This window comes from [Mycobacterium] stephanolepidis (assembly GCF_002356335.1).
Lineage (GTDB): Bacteria > Actinomycetota > Actinomycetes > Mycobacteriales > Mycobacteriaceae > Mycobacterium > Mycobacterium stephanolepidis.
Genome location: NZ_AP018165.1, coordinates 3,509,863 through 3,528,630, shown reverse-complemented (window position 1 = coordinate 3,528,630; position 18,768 = coordinate 3,509,863). Strand labels below are relative to the sequence as shown.

At 64.8% G+C, this 18,768-nt stretch carries 18 protein-coding genes and 1 pseudogene; 10 read left to right on the top strand and 9 right to left on the bottom strand.

Annotated elements, in window-relative coordinates; translation table 11 throughout:
* Positions 1–5 precede the first annotated feature (5 nt).
* The 5 genes from MSTE_RS17430 to MSTE_RS17410 form a co-directional block, all read right to left on the bottom strand.
* Entirely contained in the window at positions 6–1,742 is a 1,737-nt protein-coding gene (locus MSTE_RS17430) for a DNA/RNA non-specific endonuclease (protein ID WP_096503082.1), read from the bottom strand.
* 3 nt (positions 1,743–1,745) lie between these two features.
* Positions 1,746–2,057: a WXG100 family type VII secretion target gene (locus tag MSTE_RS17425; RefSeq protein ID WP_096506034.1), complete on the bottom strand. Its 312-nt coding sequence runs from the start codon at positions 2,055–2,057 to the stop codon at positions 1,746–1,748.
* A 340-nt stretch (positions 2,058–2,397) separates the two neighbouring features.
* Positions 2,398–2,907, bottom strand: a complete 510-nt coding sequence (locus MSTE_RS17420) for a GNAT family N-acetyltransferase (protein ID WP_096503080.1) — start codon at positions 2,905–2,907, stop codon at positions 2,398–2,400.
* A 114-nt stretch (positions 2,908–3,021) separates the two neighbouring features.
* Positions 3,022–3,378 (bottom strand): hypothetical protein, encoded by a 357-nt coding sequence (locus tag MSTE_RS17415; protein ID WP_044105227.1) that lies wholly within the window; start codon positions 3,376–3,378, stop codon positions 3,022–3,024.
* 91 nt (positions 3,379–3,469) lie between these two features.
* A complete protein-coding gene (locus MSTE_RS17410) occupies positions 3,470–4,111 on the bottom strand; it encodes an O-methyltransferase (RefSeq protein WP_096503078.1) in 642 nt (213 codons plus the stop codon).
* A gap of 48 nt (positions 4,112–4,159) precedes the next feature.
* On the opposite strand from MSTE_RS17410, the gene MSTE_RS17405 reads away from it, so the two are divergent.
* From MSTE_RS17405 to MSTE_RS17395, 3 genes and pseudogenes are all read left to right on the top strand, one after another.
* A complete protein-coding gene (locus MSTE_RS17405; RefSeq protein WP_096503076.1) occupies positions 4,160–4,786 on the top strand; it encodes a TetR/AcrR family transcriptional regulator in 627 nt (208 codons plus the stop codon).
* 28 nt (positions 4,787–4,814) lie between these two features.
* Positions 4,815–5,240, top strand: a pseudogene (locus MSTE_RS17400) (nitroreductase family deazaflavin-dependent oxidoreductase); the annotation flags it as partial.
* 124 nt (positions 5,241–5,364) lie between these two features.
* Entirely contained in the window at positions 5,365–6,945 is a 1,581-nt protein-coding gene (locus MSTE_RS17395) for an LCP family protein (protein ID WP_162291453.1), read from the top strand.
* 5 nt (positions 6,946–6,950) lie between these two features.
* Here the strand turns inward: MSTE_RS17395 and MSTE_RS17390 are convergent, their stop codons facing one another.
* Positions 6,951–7,427: a nucleoside deaminase gene (locus tag MSTE_RS17390; protein WP_096503074.1), complete on the bottom strand. Its 477-nt coding sequence runs from the start codon at positions 7,425–7,427 to the stop codon at positions 6,951–6,953.
* A 64-nt stretch (positions 7,428–7,491) separates the two neighbouring features.
* Between MSTE_RS17390 and MSTE_RS17385 the strand changes: the two genes are divergently transcribed.
* Positions 7,492–8,400: a LysR family transcriptional regulator gene (locus tag MSTE_RS17385; protein ID WP_096503072.1), complete on the top strand. Its 909-nt coding sequence runs from the start codon at positions 7,492–7,494 to the stop codon at positions 8,398–8,400.
* Here MSTE_RS17385 and MSTE_RS17380 read toward each other — a convergent pair.
* Both MSTE_RS17380 and MSTE_RS17375 read right to left on the bottom strand, forming a co-directional pair.
* On the bottom strand, positions 8,397–8,912 hold the full coding sequence (locus MSTE_RS17380) for a DUF1990 family protein (protein ID WP_096503070.1): 516 nt from the start codon (positions 8,910–8,912) through the stop codon (positions 8,397–8,399). The genes MSTE_RS17385 and MSTE_RS17380 overlap by 4 nt on opposite strands.
* Entirely contained in the window at positions 8,909–9,334 is a 426-nt protein-coding gene (locus tag MSTE_RS17375; protein ID WP_162291673.1) for a winged helix-turn-helix transcriptional regulator, read from the bottom strand. Before MSTE_RS17375 ends, MSTE_RS17380 begins: the two co-directional genes overlap by 4 nt.
* A gap of 117 nt (positions 9,335–9,451) precedes the next feature.
* On the opposite strand from MSTE_RS17375, the gene MSTE_RS17370 reads away from it, so the two are divergent.
* Positions 9,452–10,645, top strand: a complete 1,194-nt coding sequence (locus MSTE_RS17370) for a thiolase family protein (RefSeq protein ID WP_096503066.1) — start codon at positions 9,452–9,454, stop codon at positions 10,643–10,645.
* A 17-nt stretch (positions 10,646–10,662) separates the two neighbouring features.
* Here MSTE_RS17370 and MSTE_RS17365 read toward each other — a convergent pair whose 3' ends face one another.
* Complete coding sequence (locus MSTE_RS17365) at positions 10,663–12,132, bottom strand: DUF4185 domain-containing protein (RefSeq protein ID WP_096503064.1); 1,470 nt, start codon at positions 12,130–12,132, stop codon at positions 10,663–10,665.
* Positions 12,133–12,404: 272 nt separating this feature from the next.
* Between MSTE_RS17365 and MSTE_RS17360 the strand changes: the two genes are divergently transcribed.
* From MSTE_RS17360 to MSTE_RS17340, 5 genes are read left to right on the top strand one after another with little or no spacing between them, the layout of a single operon-like run.
* Positions 12,405–13,925 (top strand): carboxylesterase/lipase family protein, encoded by a 1,521-nt coding sequence (locus MSTE_RS17360; RefSeq protein WP_096503062.1) that lies wholly within the window; start codon positions 12,405–12,407, stop codon positions 13,923–13,925.
* A 43-nt stretch (positions 13,926–13,968) separates the two neighbouring features.
* Positions 13,969–15,474 (top strand): carboxylesterase/lipase family protein, encoded by a 1,506-nt coding sequence (locus tag MSTE_RS17355; RefSeq protein WP_096506030.1) that lies wholly within the window; start codon positions 13,969–13,971, stop codon positions 15,472–15,474.
* A 26-nt stretch (positions 15,475–15,500) separates the two neighbouring features.
* A complete protein-coding gene (locus MSTE_RS17350) occupies positions 15,501–15,824 on the top strand; it encodes a YbjQ family protein (protein WP_030097012.1) in 324 nt (107 codons plus the stop codon).
* Between the two features lie 49 nt (positions 15,825–15,873).
* The gene (gene pgm, locus MSTE_RS17345; RefSeq protein ID WP_096503060.1) at positions 15,874–17,505 is read left to right on the top strand and encodes a phosphoglucomutase (alpha-D-glucose-1,6-bisphosphate-dependent); all 1,632 of its coding nucleotides are present in this window, start codon (positions 15,874–15,876) and stop codon (positions 17,503–17,505) included.
* Entirely contained in the window at positions 17,490–18,767 is a 1,278-nt protein-coding gene (locus tag MSTE_RS17340) for an MFS transporter (protein ID WP_096503058.1), read from the top strand. Before pgm ends, MSTE_RS17340 begins: the two co-directional genes overlap by 16 nt.
* Position 18,768: the final 1 nt, after the last annotated feature.

The following is an 18,768-nucleotide window of genomic DNA, read 5'->3' as shown; positions in this document are numbered from 1 at the left end:
CCCTCTTAATTGTCGAAATGGTAGGTACTGTTGAGCTTTCCGTCAACGTATGTCTCGACGGTGTACGACTCGGGGCGTAGTGAATCGCCGGGATACGAGATGTCCACCTTCACCTGAACTTGCCCGTGCTCCGCGAGTTGTCGCCATTGGGTTTCAAGGTTGTAGTAGTCGCGGGCCCCGACTTGATTGAGCGTGTCGCGCATGGCCGTGATGTTGATCGCCTCGCCCGGGCCGCCGAATTGAGTACCGAATATGTGGCCGCCTTGGTCTCCAGGTAGCCGGTCGGGGCCACCGGCGATCCGCTGTTGATGGCCGTTCCGGTCTCCGGTTTCGGCTCCGTGGTCATACGTCATCTCGGCATGGCCGACGCGGCGCTGATCGTCAGTGCTGTACTGGAACCGGTCGTCGACGTTGTAATGCGTGTTCGGCGCGGGCTTGTTCAGTTCTTGATTCCATCCGCCGGGGCCGCCGGATTCGGCAGATACGTGATTGAGTTCGGGAGCTTGCGGCCCCGTCTGCATATGATCGCCACCTGCAGAATGCCCGCCACTCGGCGCCGGATGGTCGGCGAGACCGGCTGGGGTGTGTTCTACCACCGGTGCGGGGTGGGGGGTGTCGATGCTGTGTGGGATTGCTCGTGTTTCTGCGCCGGTGAGGTCGCCGAGTAGTCCGCGCATTCCGGCTGATGCTTCACCGCCGAGGGGCCCAGTGGTAGCGACCGAAGCAACGTCGAACAGTTTCTTGCCTGCGAATCCCGCAGGGTCGTTGACGAGATCTTTGACATCGCCGGGCAGCGATCCGAGAGGGTTGGCCATCTGATCGGCGGTACCGAGTACGAATTTCGCCCAGGATTCGGCCACGCCCGGTGCGCCGGGTCCGCCTTGTCCGGTCAGGTTTTTGGCTTCGTCGACTATCCCGTCGACACGGCTGTTGACACCGTCCCCGAATTTTCGGGCGACACCGGTGCCGAAGCCGTCCGGGGGTTTGGGGGTGCCGGGAAGTTTCTCGAGCGCACCGACCGTCCCGGTGAAGCTGCCCGCTTTAGTGGGGTCGATGGTGATCTTGTCGCCCGTCGCGGGCGCTTTCGGGTACCACTCTTTGTAATTGGCCTGTGTATCGGCGCCCGCGGCGGCGGCCTGAGTTTCTGCGGGCCGCCCGTCAGGTTTGGCGGTGGCAAGATTCTGCAGTGCACCAAAGGAGCCATCGGGCTTGGTCGAGGAGTTCGGCGTAACCGGAAGTGCCGCACCGGCCAAACCGGACGGATCGGGAAGTGTCTGGGCGGCTTTGACCGCCGCCTCGAGGTCGGTGTTCGCGGCGTCACCGGCTGCGCGGATCTGCCGCAGTGTGTTGGTCAGGTAGTCCAACTCGTTTTTGTCGTACTTGCCGTTCGGCGGGGTGACTTCACCGGTGTCGTAGTTGATGCTGAATTTGCCGTTGGCTGCGTCGCTTTCGATCTTCTTGAGCAGCTGTTGCACGCCCTCGAATTCGTCGGCAGCGGCGCGGATCTTGCGGGCCGCGCCCTGTTGGGCTTGGGCGTGGCCGTCGAGGTACTTGCCGTGCGTGTCGATGTCCTGGTGGGCGGCATCCCCGGAGACGCCTTTCCAGCCGTCGCCCATGATCGGCAGACGCTCTACACCGCGTTTCATGTCCTGGTTCGCCCCGGCCATGCCGTCGAGGGCATCGGCTACGTCACGGAACGTTTGGACTTTGGCGCGTTTGATTTCGGCCAGCGACAACGACATGGGTCAGGCCTTGGCCTGTGGACGGTTGCCCAGGATGTTGACGGCGGTTTGTTCTTCCATCCCGGCGAACGCGTACCCGATCTGATCGAAGGCATCGCGATAGTGGGTGGATTCGTTCTCGACGTGCTTGGAGTGGCCCTGCCAGTTAGTCGACTCGCTGCTCAGGGTCGAGGCCGCGCCACCGACCCATCCGGACATGGCGGCGCTGATCTGTCCGTGGGCTTTGGTGTGCGCGGCACGGTGTGCGGCCAGTAGCCGGTCCATCTCATTAGCCGACCGATGCAGCGATTCGGGATCGACCTCGAGTCGGCCCATCGTTTGGTCACCCCCAGTGATACCGCCCACAGCTAATAGACAAGACGACCTTACACCGGGGTCTAGTGAAGTGTCGTGGCGTCGGGTCGATTGCGGGTTGCGGCGGGCTCTGACCCGGTTCTCGTGGGCGGGTTGATCAGTGTGCGCCGCGACGCTTGTTGACGTGGTCAACATCGTCAGGCAAACCCGCAGGTGGCGCTACAGGGTGAAAATCGTCGAGAATCGCTTAAACGCAGTTCAGGCCCCAAAACTGCAGGTCAGGGCGGGGTTCAATTCCCGGCAGCTCCACAAAAGAAGACCCCCCGAATATTCGGGGGGTCTTCTGCTTTGAGGCGGCCCGTCAGACGCCGAACGCTGCCGGGTAGATGATCTGGCCGCGCGGCGTTTCGTGCTGCGGGTCTAATGCCAGCGCGAGGAACGTGTCATCGGTGACTTCGAAGCCCGCGCTGACACCGAAGGCGGATGCCGGTGTGAATCCGAATCGTGGGTAGTAGAGGGCGTGCCCGAGCACCACGACCAAGTTCTCGCCGAGACTGCTTGCGCGCTCGAGGCCGGCGCGAATGGCCGCCGAACCTGCCCCGGTGCGTTGAAAAGGCGGCAAGACCGCACATGGCCCCAGGGCCAGTGCGGGTCCTGCGCCCACGGTGCACCGGGTGAGCAGTGCATGGGCCACGATTTCACCCCCGGCGTCGACACTCGCGGTGGACAGACCGTCGATCCATGCCGCCGGATCTGCGCGCAACGCATCAACCAAGTCGGCCTCGTCATGGGCAGGGAAGGCCGCGATATTGACCGCACGTATCGCTGAAACATCCTCGGGAAGCTCGGCTCGGGTGGTCCACGTCGTCACGACAGAAATCCTCTATCCGGAGACTCGTCAGCTACCTTGCGGCACTGATGATTTCAGGCATGTTACGTCTCCGGGGCGGCTGGCGCATCCAATTATTTGCCAATCGCCACTAGTTCACTTCGCGGCGCGTTTGCACGCCACCGTGATGTAAGCGATCTGGTGGTCAACATCGTGGCTCCAGGTGACGCCTCCGCGGGTACCGGCTCCGTCACCGACGCCGCCACCGGCCTTGGTCTGGGTGGTGGTATCCGCCCACACCGCCGGGCCAATCCGGGTGCCGACCACCGAGCCGGCATCCAAGGCGCAGTTGCCGATTCGTTCGTACTGAACTTTATAGCCCTGCGATTGCAGCTGGGCACCGAGTTCGCTGGGTGTCTGTGGGGATTTGGGTCCCGCGGAAGCGGGCGCCGCAGACAGCAATGCGAGCGAAGTACACGCCACTGCCGACAGGCCGAGGGTAGATTTGAACATGCCACACCTTCCTGGAGTGGTTCTGAAGGCGTTGGCGGCGGGAGACTTTGGCGAGACGACCGCCGCCAACGCTTTGGGTGATATTGCACCGCTACACACAACGGCAGCTGAGCTCCATGCATTCCCCGATGGGTGAGGCCACGCTCACATAGCCGTTCTCTGGGGTACGGATGTACTCCAAATATGGCTTGCTGCTTTCGAATCCGACGTTGTCGGCAATGACGAGCGCGCCGGGTGCCAGCTTGTCCTCGAGGAGCTTGAGGATCGGCAGATCGAGGTCCGGCCAGCCGTCGAGCAGCAGAAATTCGATGGGCCCCTCAACCGTCTTCAGCGTCTCGCGGGCATCGCCCTCCAGGATGGTGATCAGGTCGGACACCCCGGCCTCGGCGAAGGTCGCGCGGGAAGCCGCGATCTTCGTGGTGTTCATCTCGGTGGTGATGATGCGTCCAAATCCGTTATCGCGAACAGCGGCGGCCGAATGCAGGGTCGAGATGCCGTACGACAGGCCGTACTCGACGATCGTCTTCGGCTTGGCCGCGCGGACCAGGCTGTAGAGCAGCCGTCCGGCATCGGGAGCGATGGGGACGTAGGTGTTCTGGAACAGCTCGACGCGCTCCTCGACGGACTTTGTGTGGAAGGCGTCCCGGTCGACGGGTGGCGCATCATGCGACGCGTTCTCGAAGAGCCGGTCCACGATCGTGGCGAATTCGGGTTCATGAAGTGTTGTTGTCATGCGTTTAGAATAGACGCAACGTCTCGTCTAGTCTAGGGTGATGATTCGATGAATGCTGTGAATGAGACGGCGAAGGCTCGAGAGCTCGATGAGGCGCGCCGTCATTTCGGAAACCGCCATGGCCGCAGCGAGACCGCGCGCGAAGCCGTCATTCACGCTGCCGATGATCTGCTGGTCGCCAAGGGCTATGCCGGAGTCACCATGGAGGGCATCGCCAAGGCCGCGGGGGTGGCCAAGCAGACCGTCTACCGATGGTGGAACTCGAAGGCGGACGTGTTGATGGACGTCTTTCTGGAAGATGCCGCCTTTCAGCTCGATCCGCCAGACCTCGGCAGCCTCGAGGCTGACCTCCGGCACCACCTCGCCACCACCGCGCAATTTCTCACCACCGATGACGCCGGCGCGGTGTTCCGGGCCTTGATCGGCCAGTCGCAGCATGACCCGCAGCTCGCCGACGCGTTCCGCGCCCGCTATCTACGCGAGCAACAAGCGCGCGACCAGATTCCCATCGCGCGCGCCGTGCGGCGAGGGGAGCTGCCGGCCGATGTGGATGTTGCTGTTCTGGCCGAGCAGTTGGTGGCGCCGTTGTACTACCGCGTCATCGTGACGGGTGAGTCCGTCGACGGCGGGTTCGTCGACAGAATTGTCCAAAATTTCTTGCGGCGATCGGAATAGTGTCAGCCCAGTTGACATTGAATCTGTTATGACCGAGACAACCCCCCATGATTTCCACGCCAATGTCATGACCGAGATCCGCGAAACAGGCGGCGCGGGTGGCTTCTTTGCACAATTCGACATGTTGATCCTGCATACCGTGGGTGCCAAGTCGGGCGAGCCCCGTCAGAACCCGATGGCCTACCAGCCGGGCGGCGAGGGTGGCGAGATCTACGTATTCGCCTCCAACAATGGGCGGGAGAACAGCTCCAGTTGGTACTACAACGCGCTAGCCCACCCAGACCAGGTATCGGTGGAGATCGGCGGCGACCACTACCCGGTGGCGGTGCGTGACGTGGTGGGTGAGGAGCGCGACCGGATCTACGGGCTCCAGGCCGAGCGATTTGAGAACTTCGCCGAGTATGAACGCAAGACCACCCGCGTCATCCCGGTCTTGGGGCTCACGCGCGCGGATTTGCGAGCGGCCCTGGCAAATTCACACCTACCTCACAGTCGAACGTTGAGGGAGGACTCGCCGAAGAGGTGGGTGCGCGCTTGCCCTGTTTTGGCCGGATTGTCCAGAACAATGGTCAACTGTTATGGGCGATCTACAAGCTGGGCAAGCGCAGCGCTGGGTGCTGCAGAAGGGCCGGCTGGTCGCCGGTATCGCTGCGGCATTCGTCATGGCCATCACGGGTTTTGGCTGGGCCGGATACAACACGACAGTCGGGCAGATCATCACCTCGCACGTGTTGCCCGGGGTGCTCACACCCGCCGGGCAGGATCAGAACATCCTGCTCATGGGCCTGGATAGTCGGCTCGACCAAAACGGCCGGCCGCTGCCGCAAGAGATGTACGACGCACTGCACGCCGGCGACGAGACGTCCGGTGGATACAACGCCAATGTGCTGATTGTGGTTCACATCCCGGGCGATGGTGGCCCCATGACGGCGGTGTCGATCCCGCGCGACGACTACGTGGATTTGGCGGGCTGCCCCGGGTCGGTGTGTAAGGGCAAGGTCAAGCAGGCGTACGGATTCGCCTACCAGCAGGCACTGGACCGGCAGGCCAGCGGCGGCTCCGACGAGGCGGGCGCCAACGACCTGACCGCGCGTGAGCAGGCCGCCCGCGAGGCTGGGCGCAAGGCCCAGATCGACACGGTGGGCAACTTTCTGGGTGTGCCGATCGATCATTTCGTGGAGGTAACCCTTGCCGCGTTCTTCCAGATCGCCAAGGCGGTGCAGCCCATCACCGTGTGCCTGAACCACGACACGATCGACGAGTTCTCGGGTGCCAACTTCCGCGAGGGCGTTCAGCAGATCGACGCATCCCAGGCGATGGCCTTTGTCAGACAACGACGTGACGAAAACGACGGCTCGTTCACCGACATGGACCGAACCAGACGGCAGCAAGCCTTCCTCGTGTCGCTGTTGACCGCGGTTCGCAAGGGCGGGGTGATGTCGAATCCCGCTGCGATACGCAACATCCTGAACGTCGCACACGAGAACGTCGCGATCGACTCCGGGCTCAACCTCGTCGACTTCGCCGCGCGCGCCTCCCAACTGACCAAGAGGCCGATGTCTTTCTACACGCTGCCCATCTCTGACTTCGGTCACGATGCCAACGGTTCGGACGTCAACATCGTCGATCTCCCCACGATCCGGCAGATCGTGCACGACCGCTTCTCCGCCGATATCCCTCCCGCGCCGCCCGCTGCCGCTGCGCCGCCGACGGCAGTTTCTCTCTCGGCGCCCGTAGTGCTCAACGTTGTCAACGCGACGGACCGGGACGGGCTGGGTGCGGCGATCGAAGATGCCTTCACCGCCCGGGGATTCACTCGTGGTCGGGCGACGACGGCAGAGTCCATGTCGACCGAGAGCTCGATTATGTACGGCTCAGATGCCCAGGAGGGTGCGCAAGCGCTTGCCGATCAATTCCACCTGCCGATGACGGAATCCGGTGCGGTCGCACCCGGAACCGTCCAGTTGACGGTGGGCTCGCAGTTTCCTGCGGACGACTACATCGCGCACCACAGTGCCGGCAAGAAGGCCGATTCGTCGGCTGAGGCCAATTCCAGCGACGTGATGACCGCAGTGGCCGCAACGGGAACCGGTGTTCAGGCGCCGGCGCCGACCGACTTGAGTCAGATGGGTGCCGACGGCGTCGCGTGCGTCAAGTGAACTGATCAGCCACCCGTGCGGAAGCGAATATGCAAGGCATGCACCTCGTCCGCGAGATCCGGCGCCGGACCGTCGGTCTCGATACCGGGGGCCACTGCATTGATCGACAGCGCCGCAACCGGACTCGGTGGCGCACCAAGAGCGATGAGCCACTGTGTCAGCTGGGCCGAGGAGCTGGCGTACACGATCCGTCCTAGACCGACCCAGGCATGGGCCGCCGAACACATCGGACAATGCTCACCAGAGGTGTAGACCGTTGATGCCGCGCGCTCGTCCGCTGAAAGATGCTCGACGGACCACCGTGCGAGCTCGAACTCGGGATGACGCGTGGAATCGCCTCCACCGACGCGGTTGCGATCTTCGGTCAGCACGACGCCATCGGGTCCGGTGAGTAGTGACCCAAAGGGCTCGTCGCCCGCGTCGAGGGCCTCGGCGGCCAGCTCGACGCAGCGCCGCAGGTGGCGGATGTCGTTGTCGTCCATAGCCTTCTCATCGTAATCAGGGGCAATTACCAGGCATTTTGGCGGAACCTCATAAACTGTACTTATGCCTCTTCCTCCGGGCACGCCCGACCTCGACGTGCTGGACCTATTGGTGTCCGTTGCCGAGACGGGCAGCCTCGGGGCGGCGGCGCGCATGCACGGCATCTCCCAGCCCGCGGCCAGCATGCGAATGCGGGCACTGGAGCGCCGTCTGCGGCTGGTGCTGCTGGAACGAGGCCCCACCGGATCACGGCTGACCGAAGCCGGACTTGCGGTGGTCGGCCACGCCGCCCCCGTCCTGGCGGCGGCGCGAGAGTTCGTTGCGGGTGTGGCGGCTCTGCATTCCGGTCACACGCCACGTCTGGTGGTCGCTGCCTCGCGAACCATCGCCGATCACCGGATACCGCTGTGGCTCACGGCACTTCGTGCACGGCATGCCGACGTCCCGGTGTCCCTTGAGGTCGGCAACACCCAGCAGGTGTGCGAACTGGTGCGGGCCGGAAGTGCGACCCTGGGATTCATCGAGGGTCCGCACGCACCGGCAGGCCTGGCCGGGGAAGTGCTGGGCGCTGACGAGCTGGTCATCGTGGTGGGGCAGGGACACAAGTGGGCGCGGCGTCGGAAGCCGGTGACGCTGCGTGAACTCGCCACCACCCCGCTGCTCATGCGCGAGCCGGGTTCGGGAACCCGCGACACCGTCTGGGAGGTGCTCAGCCAGGTGTGCCAGCCGGCGGCACCGGCGGCGGAGTTGGGCTCGGCGGCCGCGATCAAAGCAGCCGCGGCAACGGGATTGGCACCCGCGGTGATCAGCCGTCTCATCGCGGCACCCGAACTGTCGGCGGGGACGCTGGTCGAGGTGACCCTCGCCGACGGCACCGACTTCACACGCCAGTTCCGGGCGGTGTGGCGACCGGGATCTGCGCCGACAGGACCCGCACGCGCGTTGGTGGACCTTGCGTCGTCCGACGCCTAGGAGGACAGCGACCGTAGGTATCGGCGGCGGAATACCCGCTGCGCCACCAGGAGCGCCGGAAACACCAGCCGCCAGAATCCGGACGGTGCGGGCTGCGTCAGCGACCGCAGCGTGAGGAACACCGTCCCGTCGTCGTTCCGGTGCACGATGAACGCTTCCTCGCCGGATACGGGATGGCCCGGCAACGTGCCGTACGCGAAACCGCACCGGTCGTCGGTGTTGGCCACGGTGACAACGCGTACCGGCTCGTGAACGCTGAATGGCCCCCATCCGAGGCTGATCTGGAACTCGGTACCCTCACGCGCTGTCGCATCCGGATTCACCCGGAACCCGCTGCGGCGCTTGACGCCCCAGTTCAGTACCGCTTGCGAAGCCTCTTGCCATGCGTGCTCTCCGTGCCCGATGGTGACGGTCCGCTCGTATCGTCGTAAGGCGGGCGGGGTGGCGGGCCAGCCACTTTCAGCGAGGTGTGTGGCCCCTGCGGGCTGATACGTCAAGGGCTTTGAGCTCATCGCACCGTGCCGATTCGTCGTGCCGTGATGTCGTCGAAGGTCACTGTCTCTCCGCAACTTTCGCAGGCCGGAAGGATATGCAGCACCGACCCGCATTCATGTTCCCAGACGCTGGGCGGGGGGCCCTGCGTGACGAACTTGTCGCCCCAGTCCATCAAGGCGAACAGCACCGGCCGCAGCGCACGTCCCGATTCGGTCAGTAGGTATTCATAACGGGGAGGGCGCTGTTCGTATTGCCGCTTCTCCAGCACGCCCGCGTCCACGAGCTTGCGCAGCCGGGTGGCCAGGATGTCGCGGCTGGCGCCGGTGTTGCGAACGATCTCGTCGAAGCGTCGATTGCCCAGCATGATCTCGCGCAGGGCCAGCAGGGTCCAGCGTTCCCCGATCACATCGAGGGCATTGGCTATCGAGCAATTTCTCATAGTCGTGAAATCCAACTTAGCACGTTATGCACTTGGTCACACTTAGTTGTGAATTCCAACTGACCGGGCGTATACCGGCAGAAGAGGAGTTCAACGGCGAATTCAGGAGGCAGGGCAATGAGAGACGCAGTCATCGTCGACGCGGTGCGCACACCCGTCGAAAAGGGAAAGCCCGGGGGATCACTCTCGGGGGTGCATCCGGTCGATCTACACGCACACGCCATTCGCGCACTCGTCGAACGCACCGGGATAGACCCGGCTCTGGTGGACGACGTCATCAGTGGCGCGGTCGGGCAGGTAGGGGAGCAGAGCTCCAACACCGCGAGATGGGCGGCGCTGGCCGCAGGGTTGCCCGAGACGGTCCCCGCGGTCACCGTGGATCGACAATGTGGCAGCAGCCAGCAGGCCATCCACTTTGCCGCGCAAGGCGTGATCGCCGGTGCCTACGACGTCGTGATCGCCTCGGGTATCGAGTCGATGAGTCGAGTACCCATGGGCAGTCAAAGTCTGGGCAAGGACTTTTTCGGCTCGGGAGTTGGCGGGCGCTATCCGGAAGGGCTGGTCCCACAAGGTATTAGCGCGGAATTGATTGCGGCGAAATGGAACCTGTCGCGTCAGGACCTGGATGCCTTTGCGGCCGAGAGTCACCGCCGCGCCGCGCAGGCCTGGGCCGATGGGAGATTCGCGCGCGATGTGGTGCCGATCAAGGCCCCCAACGTCGATGGCGAGTTGGTTGAGGTACTCACCGACGAATCGGTGAGGCCATCGACCACCGTGGACGTCTTGGCAGGGCTCAAACCCGCCTTCCGTAACGAATTGTGGGAGCAACGCTTCCCGCAGATTGACTGGAAGGTGACGGCGGGCAACTCCTCGCCGATCAACGATGGCGCATCGGCCGTGCTCATCACCTCCAGCGAGACCGCCAAGCGCCTGGGGCTGACTCCGCGGGCCCGCGTGCATTCGGTGGCGGTGGTGGGTGACGATCCGTTGTACATGCTTACCGGAGTCATCCCCGCGACCGCGAAAGTCCTTGACCGTGCCGGGCTATCGTTGGCGGATATCGACGCCTTCGAGGTCAACGAGGCCTTTGCCTCGGTGGTTCTGGCCTGGCAGGCGGAGACCGGTGCCGATTTGTCCAAGGTCAACATCAACGGCGGTGCCACCGCCATCGGGCACCCGCTGGGGGCCAGTGGCGGGCGGTTGATGACCACACTGGTATCGGCGTTGGAGCAGACCGGCGGGCGTTACGGTTTGCAAACCATGTGTGAGGCAGGCGGTTTGGCCAACGCGACCATCATTGAACGGATCTAGCAGGCCGACGTAACGGGTTACGGAAGGGTTGTGCGCATCAACATCACGTTGTAGGCCGACCACAACGACAAGTTGAAGTACAGCTCCTTGCCCGTTGTCCACGGATGCAGGTACGGCGCGTAGGGGCCGCCCGGCATCTGTGACTCGGTGACGATGACCTGTGGTGGACTCCACGGGCCCTGCGGCGCCGGGGAAGTCGAGAGCAGGACGTCTCCCTGCTTGTCGCCGTACATCACCAGATACTTCTTGAGGTAGGTGTTGTATTGCGCCGACATCTCACCCACCGGGCCCGAGATGATCGGGGTCGCCGCATTGGGGTCACCCGGCACCCAGGAGCCTCGATCGGTGTTCCAGAACTCATGCTTGGCGGCATCGGGCAGGTTGCCGGGCAACGCGCGCGACACGAAGCCCGATCCGCTACGCCCGGAAGGGGTTCCGAAGATGTAGATGTAGCCGTCGTTGCCCTTGACGTAGGCGGCCTGCTGAAAGTTCTCATTGCCCGGCGTGAAGGGAACCTGGCTGATGGCGTCGGGGGAGGCCGGACGAATGCTCTGCGGGAAGGTCTTCCAGTTCTGACCGTTGTCGTTGGACACCGCGGTGGCCGAGTAGTTGGTGGTCCATTCCCCGGCGCTGTCCCAGCTCTTGATGGACATGTAGTTCATGTACTGCGTGCGTCCGACGGAGATGGCGGCAGTGGGAATGATGCCCCGTTCCTGGGCCGCCCACTTGATGGGCGGGATGACCTGCTTGGAATAGCCCGGGCGTGACTGTGGAGAACCGGCGTACGGGTTGGAGGTCGATCCCTCCGCCACGGCCAGGCCGCGTGAGAGCGACTTGTCCTGGGTGCGCAGCAGGGTGTTGTACCGCCACTGCTGGCTCCTCATTCCGCAGTATCCGTAGGTATCGCCAAAGGCCATCAACACCTGGCGGCCGGCGGAATCGCCGTTGTCCCACATGATTCCGAGGTCGGTGCCGGAGATGCTGAACTTCTGAAGTGTGTTGGCGCCGGTGTCCACTCCGGTCACCCAACCGACGACCGACGTGCTCGGGGAGACGGCCGCCTCGGCGGCAGGGCCGACGGCAGGAGCGGGTGCAGGAGCGGGGGCAACGGCCGCCGCTTGCTGGTCTTGCAAGTTGTTCGGTGAGCCGGGCTCCGGGGGATTGGGCAGGGCCGGCCGCGCCAGCTCCTGGGCCCACCCGGGCTTCTTCTTGGCGCTTTGTTGAGGCAGGACCTGCTTGAGGATGGCCAGCGGGAGCTTGCCGAGCTCAGGCAGGGGTGCCTTGTCATTGGCGCCGGCGGGCCGGCGGCCGATCGGGGGAGCCTGGCCGGGCATGCCGTCGTCGGGGACCGGGGTCGGTGGCTGCAGCCCCGCGGCGGGCCCGGTGCACGGGTCGGCATATGCCAGGGGCGCAACATCGATCGCGACGCTTGATCCGATAACGGCCGAGGTCATCAAAACCACGGAGATTCGGCGACGCCTCGACATGTCAGACCTTCCCGGGGCAGGACGTCATCTCGACGTCAGCAATTGACTCCCGTGACGATAGTTGCCTGTGGGGCCAATGTGGCTATTGGTGCATCGATAGGTATGTTCCCGTGACCAGGCCGAAATCAGCCGAGGTGGCACCCACTGATTTCTGGAGGCCGTGATCAGTTATCTGTGGCGGAGGGCGTTGCTGCGCTCAAATTACCGGGATTTGCTCGGATTTCCGGCAACCAGCGCAGCGCTGGACGTCGCAGACAGCTATCTTGACTGCCATGGCATCAGGGTCGAAGACGCCCACTGTCCGCGTGAGCACTCCCAACGGAGTCGTCGAAGGCTTGGTGCAGGGAGGCGTGCGGCGCTTCCGATCCATTCCCTACGCCCGCCCGCCGATCGGATTGCTGCGCCTACGGGCGCCGCAACCGGCTCTGCCGTGGGACGGGGTGCGTGACTGCACCGAATTCGGCGCGGCGGCCCCGCAGCGCCGCCGCTACCGGGTGCTGGGGCCCGGACGCGTGCAGCGGGCCAGCGAGGACTGCCTGACGGTCAACGTCGTCACCCCAGACCGCCCGTCCAACGAACCGCTACCGGTGATGTTCTTCATCTACGGCGGCGGTTATCTCCTGGGTAGCTCGGCGACCCCGCTGTACGACGGCGGCTCTCTGGCCCGGCGAGGGTGCGTGTACGTCTCGGCGAACTACCGGGTGGGAGCACTGGGTGCCCTCGATCTGTCATCGCTGTCCAATCGCGAACACACCATTGACGGCAACCTGTTTCTGCGTGATGTCGTGCTGGCCCTGCAATGGGTGCACGACAACATCGCTACCTTCAGCGGTGACCCGCAGAATGTGACGATTTTCGGAGAGAGTGCCGGGGCGCATTGCGTGGAGACGCTGATGGCCACGCCCGCCGCCGGCGGCCTGTTTCACCGCGCGATCTGTCAGAGCACTGCCAGTGGAATGGCGGTGCCCGCCGACTCGGCGGCACTGTATGCCCAGAAATTCGCCCACATCCTCGGGGCCGCACCGGAAGCGGCCGCACAGGCGGTGCTGCGGGCGACCCCCGCCGAGCTGGGGGCCGCCCTCGACGCACTGATTGCCGACATCGTGACGAACATGCCCGGCGGATCGTTTGCGATCGGTCCATGTATCGATGGTCACTATCTGCCGCGTCACCCCGTCGAGGCCATGGAACACGGTGAGGCACATCGCGTTCCGTTGATCGTCGGGCACAACGCCGACGAGGCCAAGCTGTTCACGCGGGTGCTCAAGATGATGCCGCTGTCCGAGGAGGCGCTGGAGGGGATGCTGTTGCGGGGCGGGCCCGTCCATCGCGACCGCATCGTGGCGGCGTATCCGGGATATCCGGGGCGATCCGCGCGCGTAAAACTCGCCGGCGATATGAATTTCTCGACGGCTGCCTGGCAAATGGCGGAGGCGCACCATCGGTACGCTCCGGTGTACTTCTACCGGTACGACTACGCGCCCGGAGCGCTGCGGATGGCCGGAATGGGCGCCACCCATGCCACAGAATTGCTCGCGGTGTTCGATAGTTACCGCGGTGCGATGGGCACCGTGATGGCGGGGGCTCTCGGCCGGCGTGATGCGGTGCGAGTCAGCAATGATGTGCAACGACGCTGGCTTGCGTTCGCGCGCAGTGGAATTCCCGGCGATGGTTGGCCGGTCTACGAGCCGCCGGATCGCGCGGTGATGGTGTTCGACCACGCCACACGCGTGGAGCTGGACCCGGAGGCGACACGTCGTGCGGCGTGGGAAGGCTTTAGCCTCACTCTCTGATTGACCATTGTGGGCCAACCGGTTGGTTACCTAGGATGTGCCGATGGCAAAGAAGCCCATCCGCATCAACACCGTCAACGGCACCGTCGAAGGATTCACCCGAGGCGGCGTGCATCGCTTCCGTGGGATTCCCTACGCCGAGCCGCCGGTGGGTCCGCTGCGCCTGCGCGCGCCACGCCCGGCCCGGCCGTGGACGGGTGTGCGCAAGTGCCGCACGTGGGGTGCGGCCTCTATCCAGCAGCATCGCTTCGCGATCATCCTGCCCGGCAAGCCGCAGAAGCTCAGCGAGGACTGCCTGACCCTCAACGTGGTCGCGCCCGAGGGGCCGGTCAGTGGGCCGTTGCCGGTGATGTTCTTCATCCACGGCGGGGGCTACTTCCTGGGCAGCTCGGCGACCCCGCTCTATGACGGCGCGAGTCTCGCGCGCCGTGGATGTGTGTATGTGTCTGTCAACTACCGCCTGGGTGGACTCGGCTGCGTGGACCTCTCGTCGCTGTCGGACGAGAAGCACACCATCGACAGCAACCTGTACTTGCGCGATTTGGTGCTGGCGCTGCAGTGGGTGCGCGACAACATCGGCGCCTTCGGGGGTGATCCCCACAACGTGACGATCTTCGGGGAGAGTGCCGGGTCGCACGCCGTGAACACGCTGCTTGCGGTGCCCTCGGCCGCAGGACTGTTCCACCGGGCGATCTGCCAGAGCACCGCCAGCGGGCTGGTGGTCAGTGCCGAGGATGCCGTGGTGAATGCGCGCCAGTTCGCGAAGTATCTGGGTGCGACCGACTCGAACGCGGCCGAAACAGTTCTCTCCGCGAAGCCGAAAAATCTGGTGAAGGCCCTGTTCCGGCTGATCGGATCGGCCAAACACGTACCAGGGCTGTCGCTGCGGATCGGGCCGAGCGTCGACGGCGACGTGCTGCCTGTCGATCCCGTGGAGGCCATCGAACGCGGTGAGGCACATCGTGTTCCACTCATCATCGGCTACAACGCCGAAGAGGCCACCCTGTTCACCAAGATCCTCAAGATCCTCCCGATCACCCCGGATGCGCTGGAGCACGCGTTGTCCAAGGACGGGCCGGATTTTGTTCAGCGCGTTGTCGGTCGTTACGACGGGTACCCGTCGGAGAAGGCACTCCTACAGCTGGCCGGTGACCTGGCATTCGGCTCGGCGGCATGGCGCGTGGCGGAGGCGCACGGCCAGTACGCGCCGACGTACTTCTACCGGTATGACTACGCGACGCGGGCGTTACGCCGCTACGGGCTGGGACCCACCCACGCGATCGAACTCCTCGCGGTCTTCGGTACCTACCGGACCATCGCCGGGCCCATCCTGGCGGGACGCAGAGATCACGCGGCCGCGCGGGCCGTCAGCGACGAGATGCAGAGGCGCTGGCTGTCATTCGCGTGGACCGGGAGCCCCGGTGACGGCTGGCCCGCCCACACGGTGCCGGAGCGTCAGGTGTTGATCATCGATAGTCCGTCCCGGCTCGAGGCCGATCCCGACGGAGATCGGCGCCCGCTGTGGCAGGACGCCACCTCGATCGTGTGACCGAATGGCGGCGGTACCTTGGGCCCATGATCATTGTGACGAGCAACGACATCCCCGGGTACAAGATCGCCGCGGTGTTCGGCGAGGTCTTCGGTTTGACCGTGCGATCGCGGCACATCGGCTCCAACCTTGCCGCTTCGTTCAAGTCCATTGCGGGCGGTGAGCTCAAGGGCATCACTCAGTTGTTGCACGAGAGTCGTCGCGAGGCACTGTCCCGATTGGCGGCAGAAGCCGAGTCGCGCGGCGCGAATGCGGTGGTCGCGTTCCGATTCGAGACCACCGAGTACGCCAACACGGGCGTCGAGGTGTGTGCCTACGGCACCGCCGTCGGCATTCAGCCACTCCAATAGCGACCGTTCGGTAAGACACGGTTCACCTCATCCGGGCAGAATCAGGCGGGTGAGCAACGCGCGCGCCGGACAGCCGGCCCAGCCGGAAGACCTCATCGACATCGCCCACGTGGTGACCGCGTATTACGCGATTGACCCCGACCCGGGGGACGCGGCGCAGCAGGTCGTCTTCGGGACTTCGGGACACCGAGGGTCGAGTCTCGACGGTGCCTTCAACGAGGCGCACATCGTCGCTACCACCCAGGCGATCGTCGAGTACCGGGCCTCGCAGGGCACCACCGGGCCACTGTTCATCGGTCGTGACACCCACGCACTCTCCGAGCCCGCGTGGACCAGCGCTCTGGAAGTGTTGGCCGCTAATGGTGTTGTGGTGGCCGTGGATTCGCGTGACCGATACACCCCGACTCCGGCGGTGAGCCACGCGATCCTGCGGCACAACCAGGGCAAGACCGCGGATTTGGCCGACGGGATAGTCGTTACCCCGTCGCATAACCCGCCCCGCGACGGCGGGTTCAAGTACAACCCGCCGCACGGCGGGCCTGCCGACACCGATGCCACCGGGGCGATCGCCGCGCGCGCCAACGAGATTCTGCGCTCGGGCTGGCGCTCGGTGAAACGGGTCCCGTTGGCAGAGGCGCTGAAATCCGTGCAGCGATATGACTTTCAGCAGACGTATGTGGACGACCTCATCAACGTCGTCGACCTCGACGTCATCAAGGGTGCAGGCATCCGGATCGGTGCCGACCCGCTGGGCGGGGCAAGCGTCGACTACTGGGCCGCCATCGCCGATCGCTGGTCGCTGGACCTGACGGTGGTGAACCCGCTGGTGGACGCCACCTGGCGGTTCATGACCCTGGATCACGACGGCAAGATCCGGATGGACTGCTCCTCGCCCGATGCGATGGCCTCGTTGGTGGCCTCGCGGGACAAATACCAGATTGCGACGGGGAACGACGCGGACTCAGATCGACACGGCATCGTGACTCCCGATGCGGGACTGATGAATCCCAACCATTACCTGGCGGTGGCCATCGACTACCTGTTCAGCCACCGGGACGGCTGGGCCGCCGAAACCGCGGTGGGCAAGACGCTGGTGAGTTCGTCGATCATCGACCGGGTGGTGGCGGGGCTGAACCGAACGCTGCTCGAGGTGCCTGTCGGATTCAAGTGGTTTGTGGACGGGTTGATCAGCGGGACAATCGGTTTCGGTGGCGAGGAGAGCGCCGGAGCGTCCTTCCTGCGTCGTGACGGATCGGTGTGGACCACGGACAAGGACGGCATCATCGCCGCCCTGCTGGCCTCGGAGATCCTTGCGGTCACCGGGGCCACGCCCTCGCAGCGCTACGGGCAGCTGACCGAGAAGTACGGAGCCCCAACATATGCGCGCGTCGACGCGCCCGCGAGCCGTGAGCAGAAGGCTGTGTTGGGCAAGCTTTCGCCCGAGCAGGTCGGCGCCACCGAACTGGCCGGTGAACCCATCGTCGCCAAGCTGACCAATGCGCCCGGCAACGGCGCCCCGATCGGCGGGCTCAAGGTTGTCACCGAAAACGCCTGGTTCGCGGCACGGCCGTCGGGCACCGAGGATGTATACAAGATCTATGCAGAATCGTTTCTGGGGGCAGAACACTTGCGGCAGGTGCAGGACGCTGCCCGCGAGGTGGTCTCATCGGTGATCGGGTAAGCGGCTGTCCCGGTAACGAGGCGGACACCAAACCGCGCCTGCCCTGGGAGATCTGGGTCCTGGTTGTCGCGTGCCTGGTGATCGCGCTGGGTTTTGGTGTGGTGGCGCCCGCATTGCCGCAGTACGCGCGCAGCTTCGGGGTCAGTGTCACGGCGGCGACCGCGGTGGTGAGCTCGTTTGCCGCATTCCGGCTGGTGTTCGCACCGGCCGCGGGCGCGCTGGTGCAGCGGCTGGGGGAGCGCTGGGTCTACGTGTCCGGGCTGCTGATCGTCGCGGTATCCACCGGGTGCTGCGCCTTCGTGCATGACTACTGGCAGCTGCTGGTGTTCCGGTCACTCGGTGGTGTCGGCTCCACCATGTTCACCGTATCGGCGGCCGCGCTGCTGGTGCGCATCGCGCCCGAAGAGATTCGCGGACGTGCACAGGGGTTGTACGGGTCGAGCTTCCTGCTCGGGATGGTGGCCGGGCCCGTCTTGGGTAGTGCCGTTGTGGGCCTGAGTCTTTCGGCGCCGTTCATCATCTACGCGGCGGCGCTGGTGGCCGTCGCCGTGCTGGTCCACTTCGGGCTGCGGCGCTCCACGCTGCTGGAGGTCGCCGACGAGCATCACGGCACTCCGGTGACACTGAAATCCGCTCTGCATCACCGAACCTTTCTGGCCGCGCTGATGTCGAATTTCAGTGCGGGATGGGCCATCTTCGGAATCCGTGGGGCTTTGCTTCCGCTGTTTGTGATCGAGGCGCTGCATCAGCGCCCGGGCGCCGCCGGACTGGTGTTCGCCGCATTCGCGGCAGGGGACGTGTCCACGGCCTTCCTGGCGGGGTCGTGGTCCGATGACATCGGGCGTAAGCCGCTGGTGGTCGCCGGGCTGGTGGTCTGTGGTTCGACCGTGGTGGCGATGGGCTTCACATCGTCGCTGCCGGCACTCATCGTCCTGTCGCTCATCGGTGGGATAGGCGCGGGTCTGTATGCGTCGCCGCAGCAGGCCGCCGTGGCCGATGTGGTGGGCAGCCGGGGCCGGGCAGGGACGGCGCTGGCCACCTTCCAGATGACCTCCGATGTCGGGCTGGTGATAGGACCCGTCGTCGCGGGGGTCATCGCCGAGCACACGTCGTACGGATGGGCGTTTGTGGTGGGCGGTGCGATGCCGCTAATCGCGGCTGTGGCGTGGGTGTTCGCACCGGAGACACTGGGGAGACTTGCGTCACCGCAGGTTAGGAGTATGCAGGAAGTAGCAGAGGATGTCGGCGGTCCTGAGCGCTGAG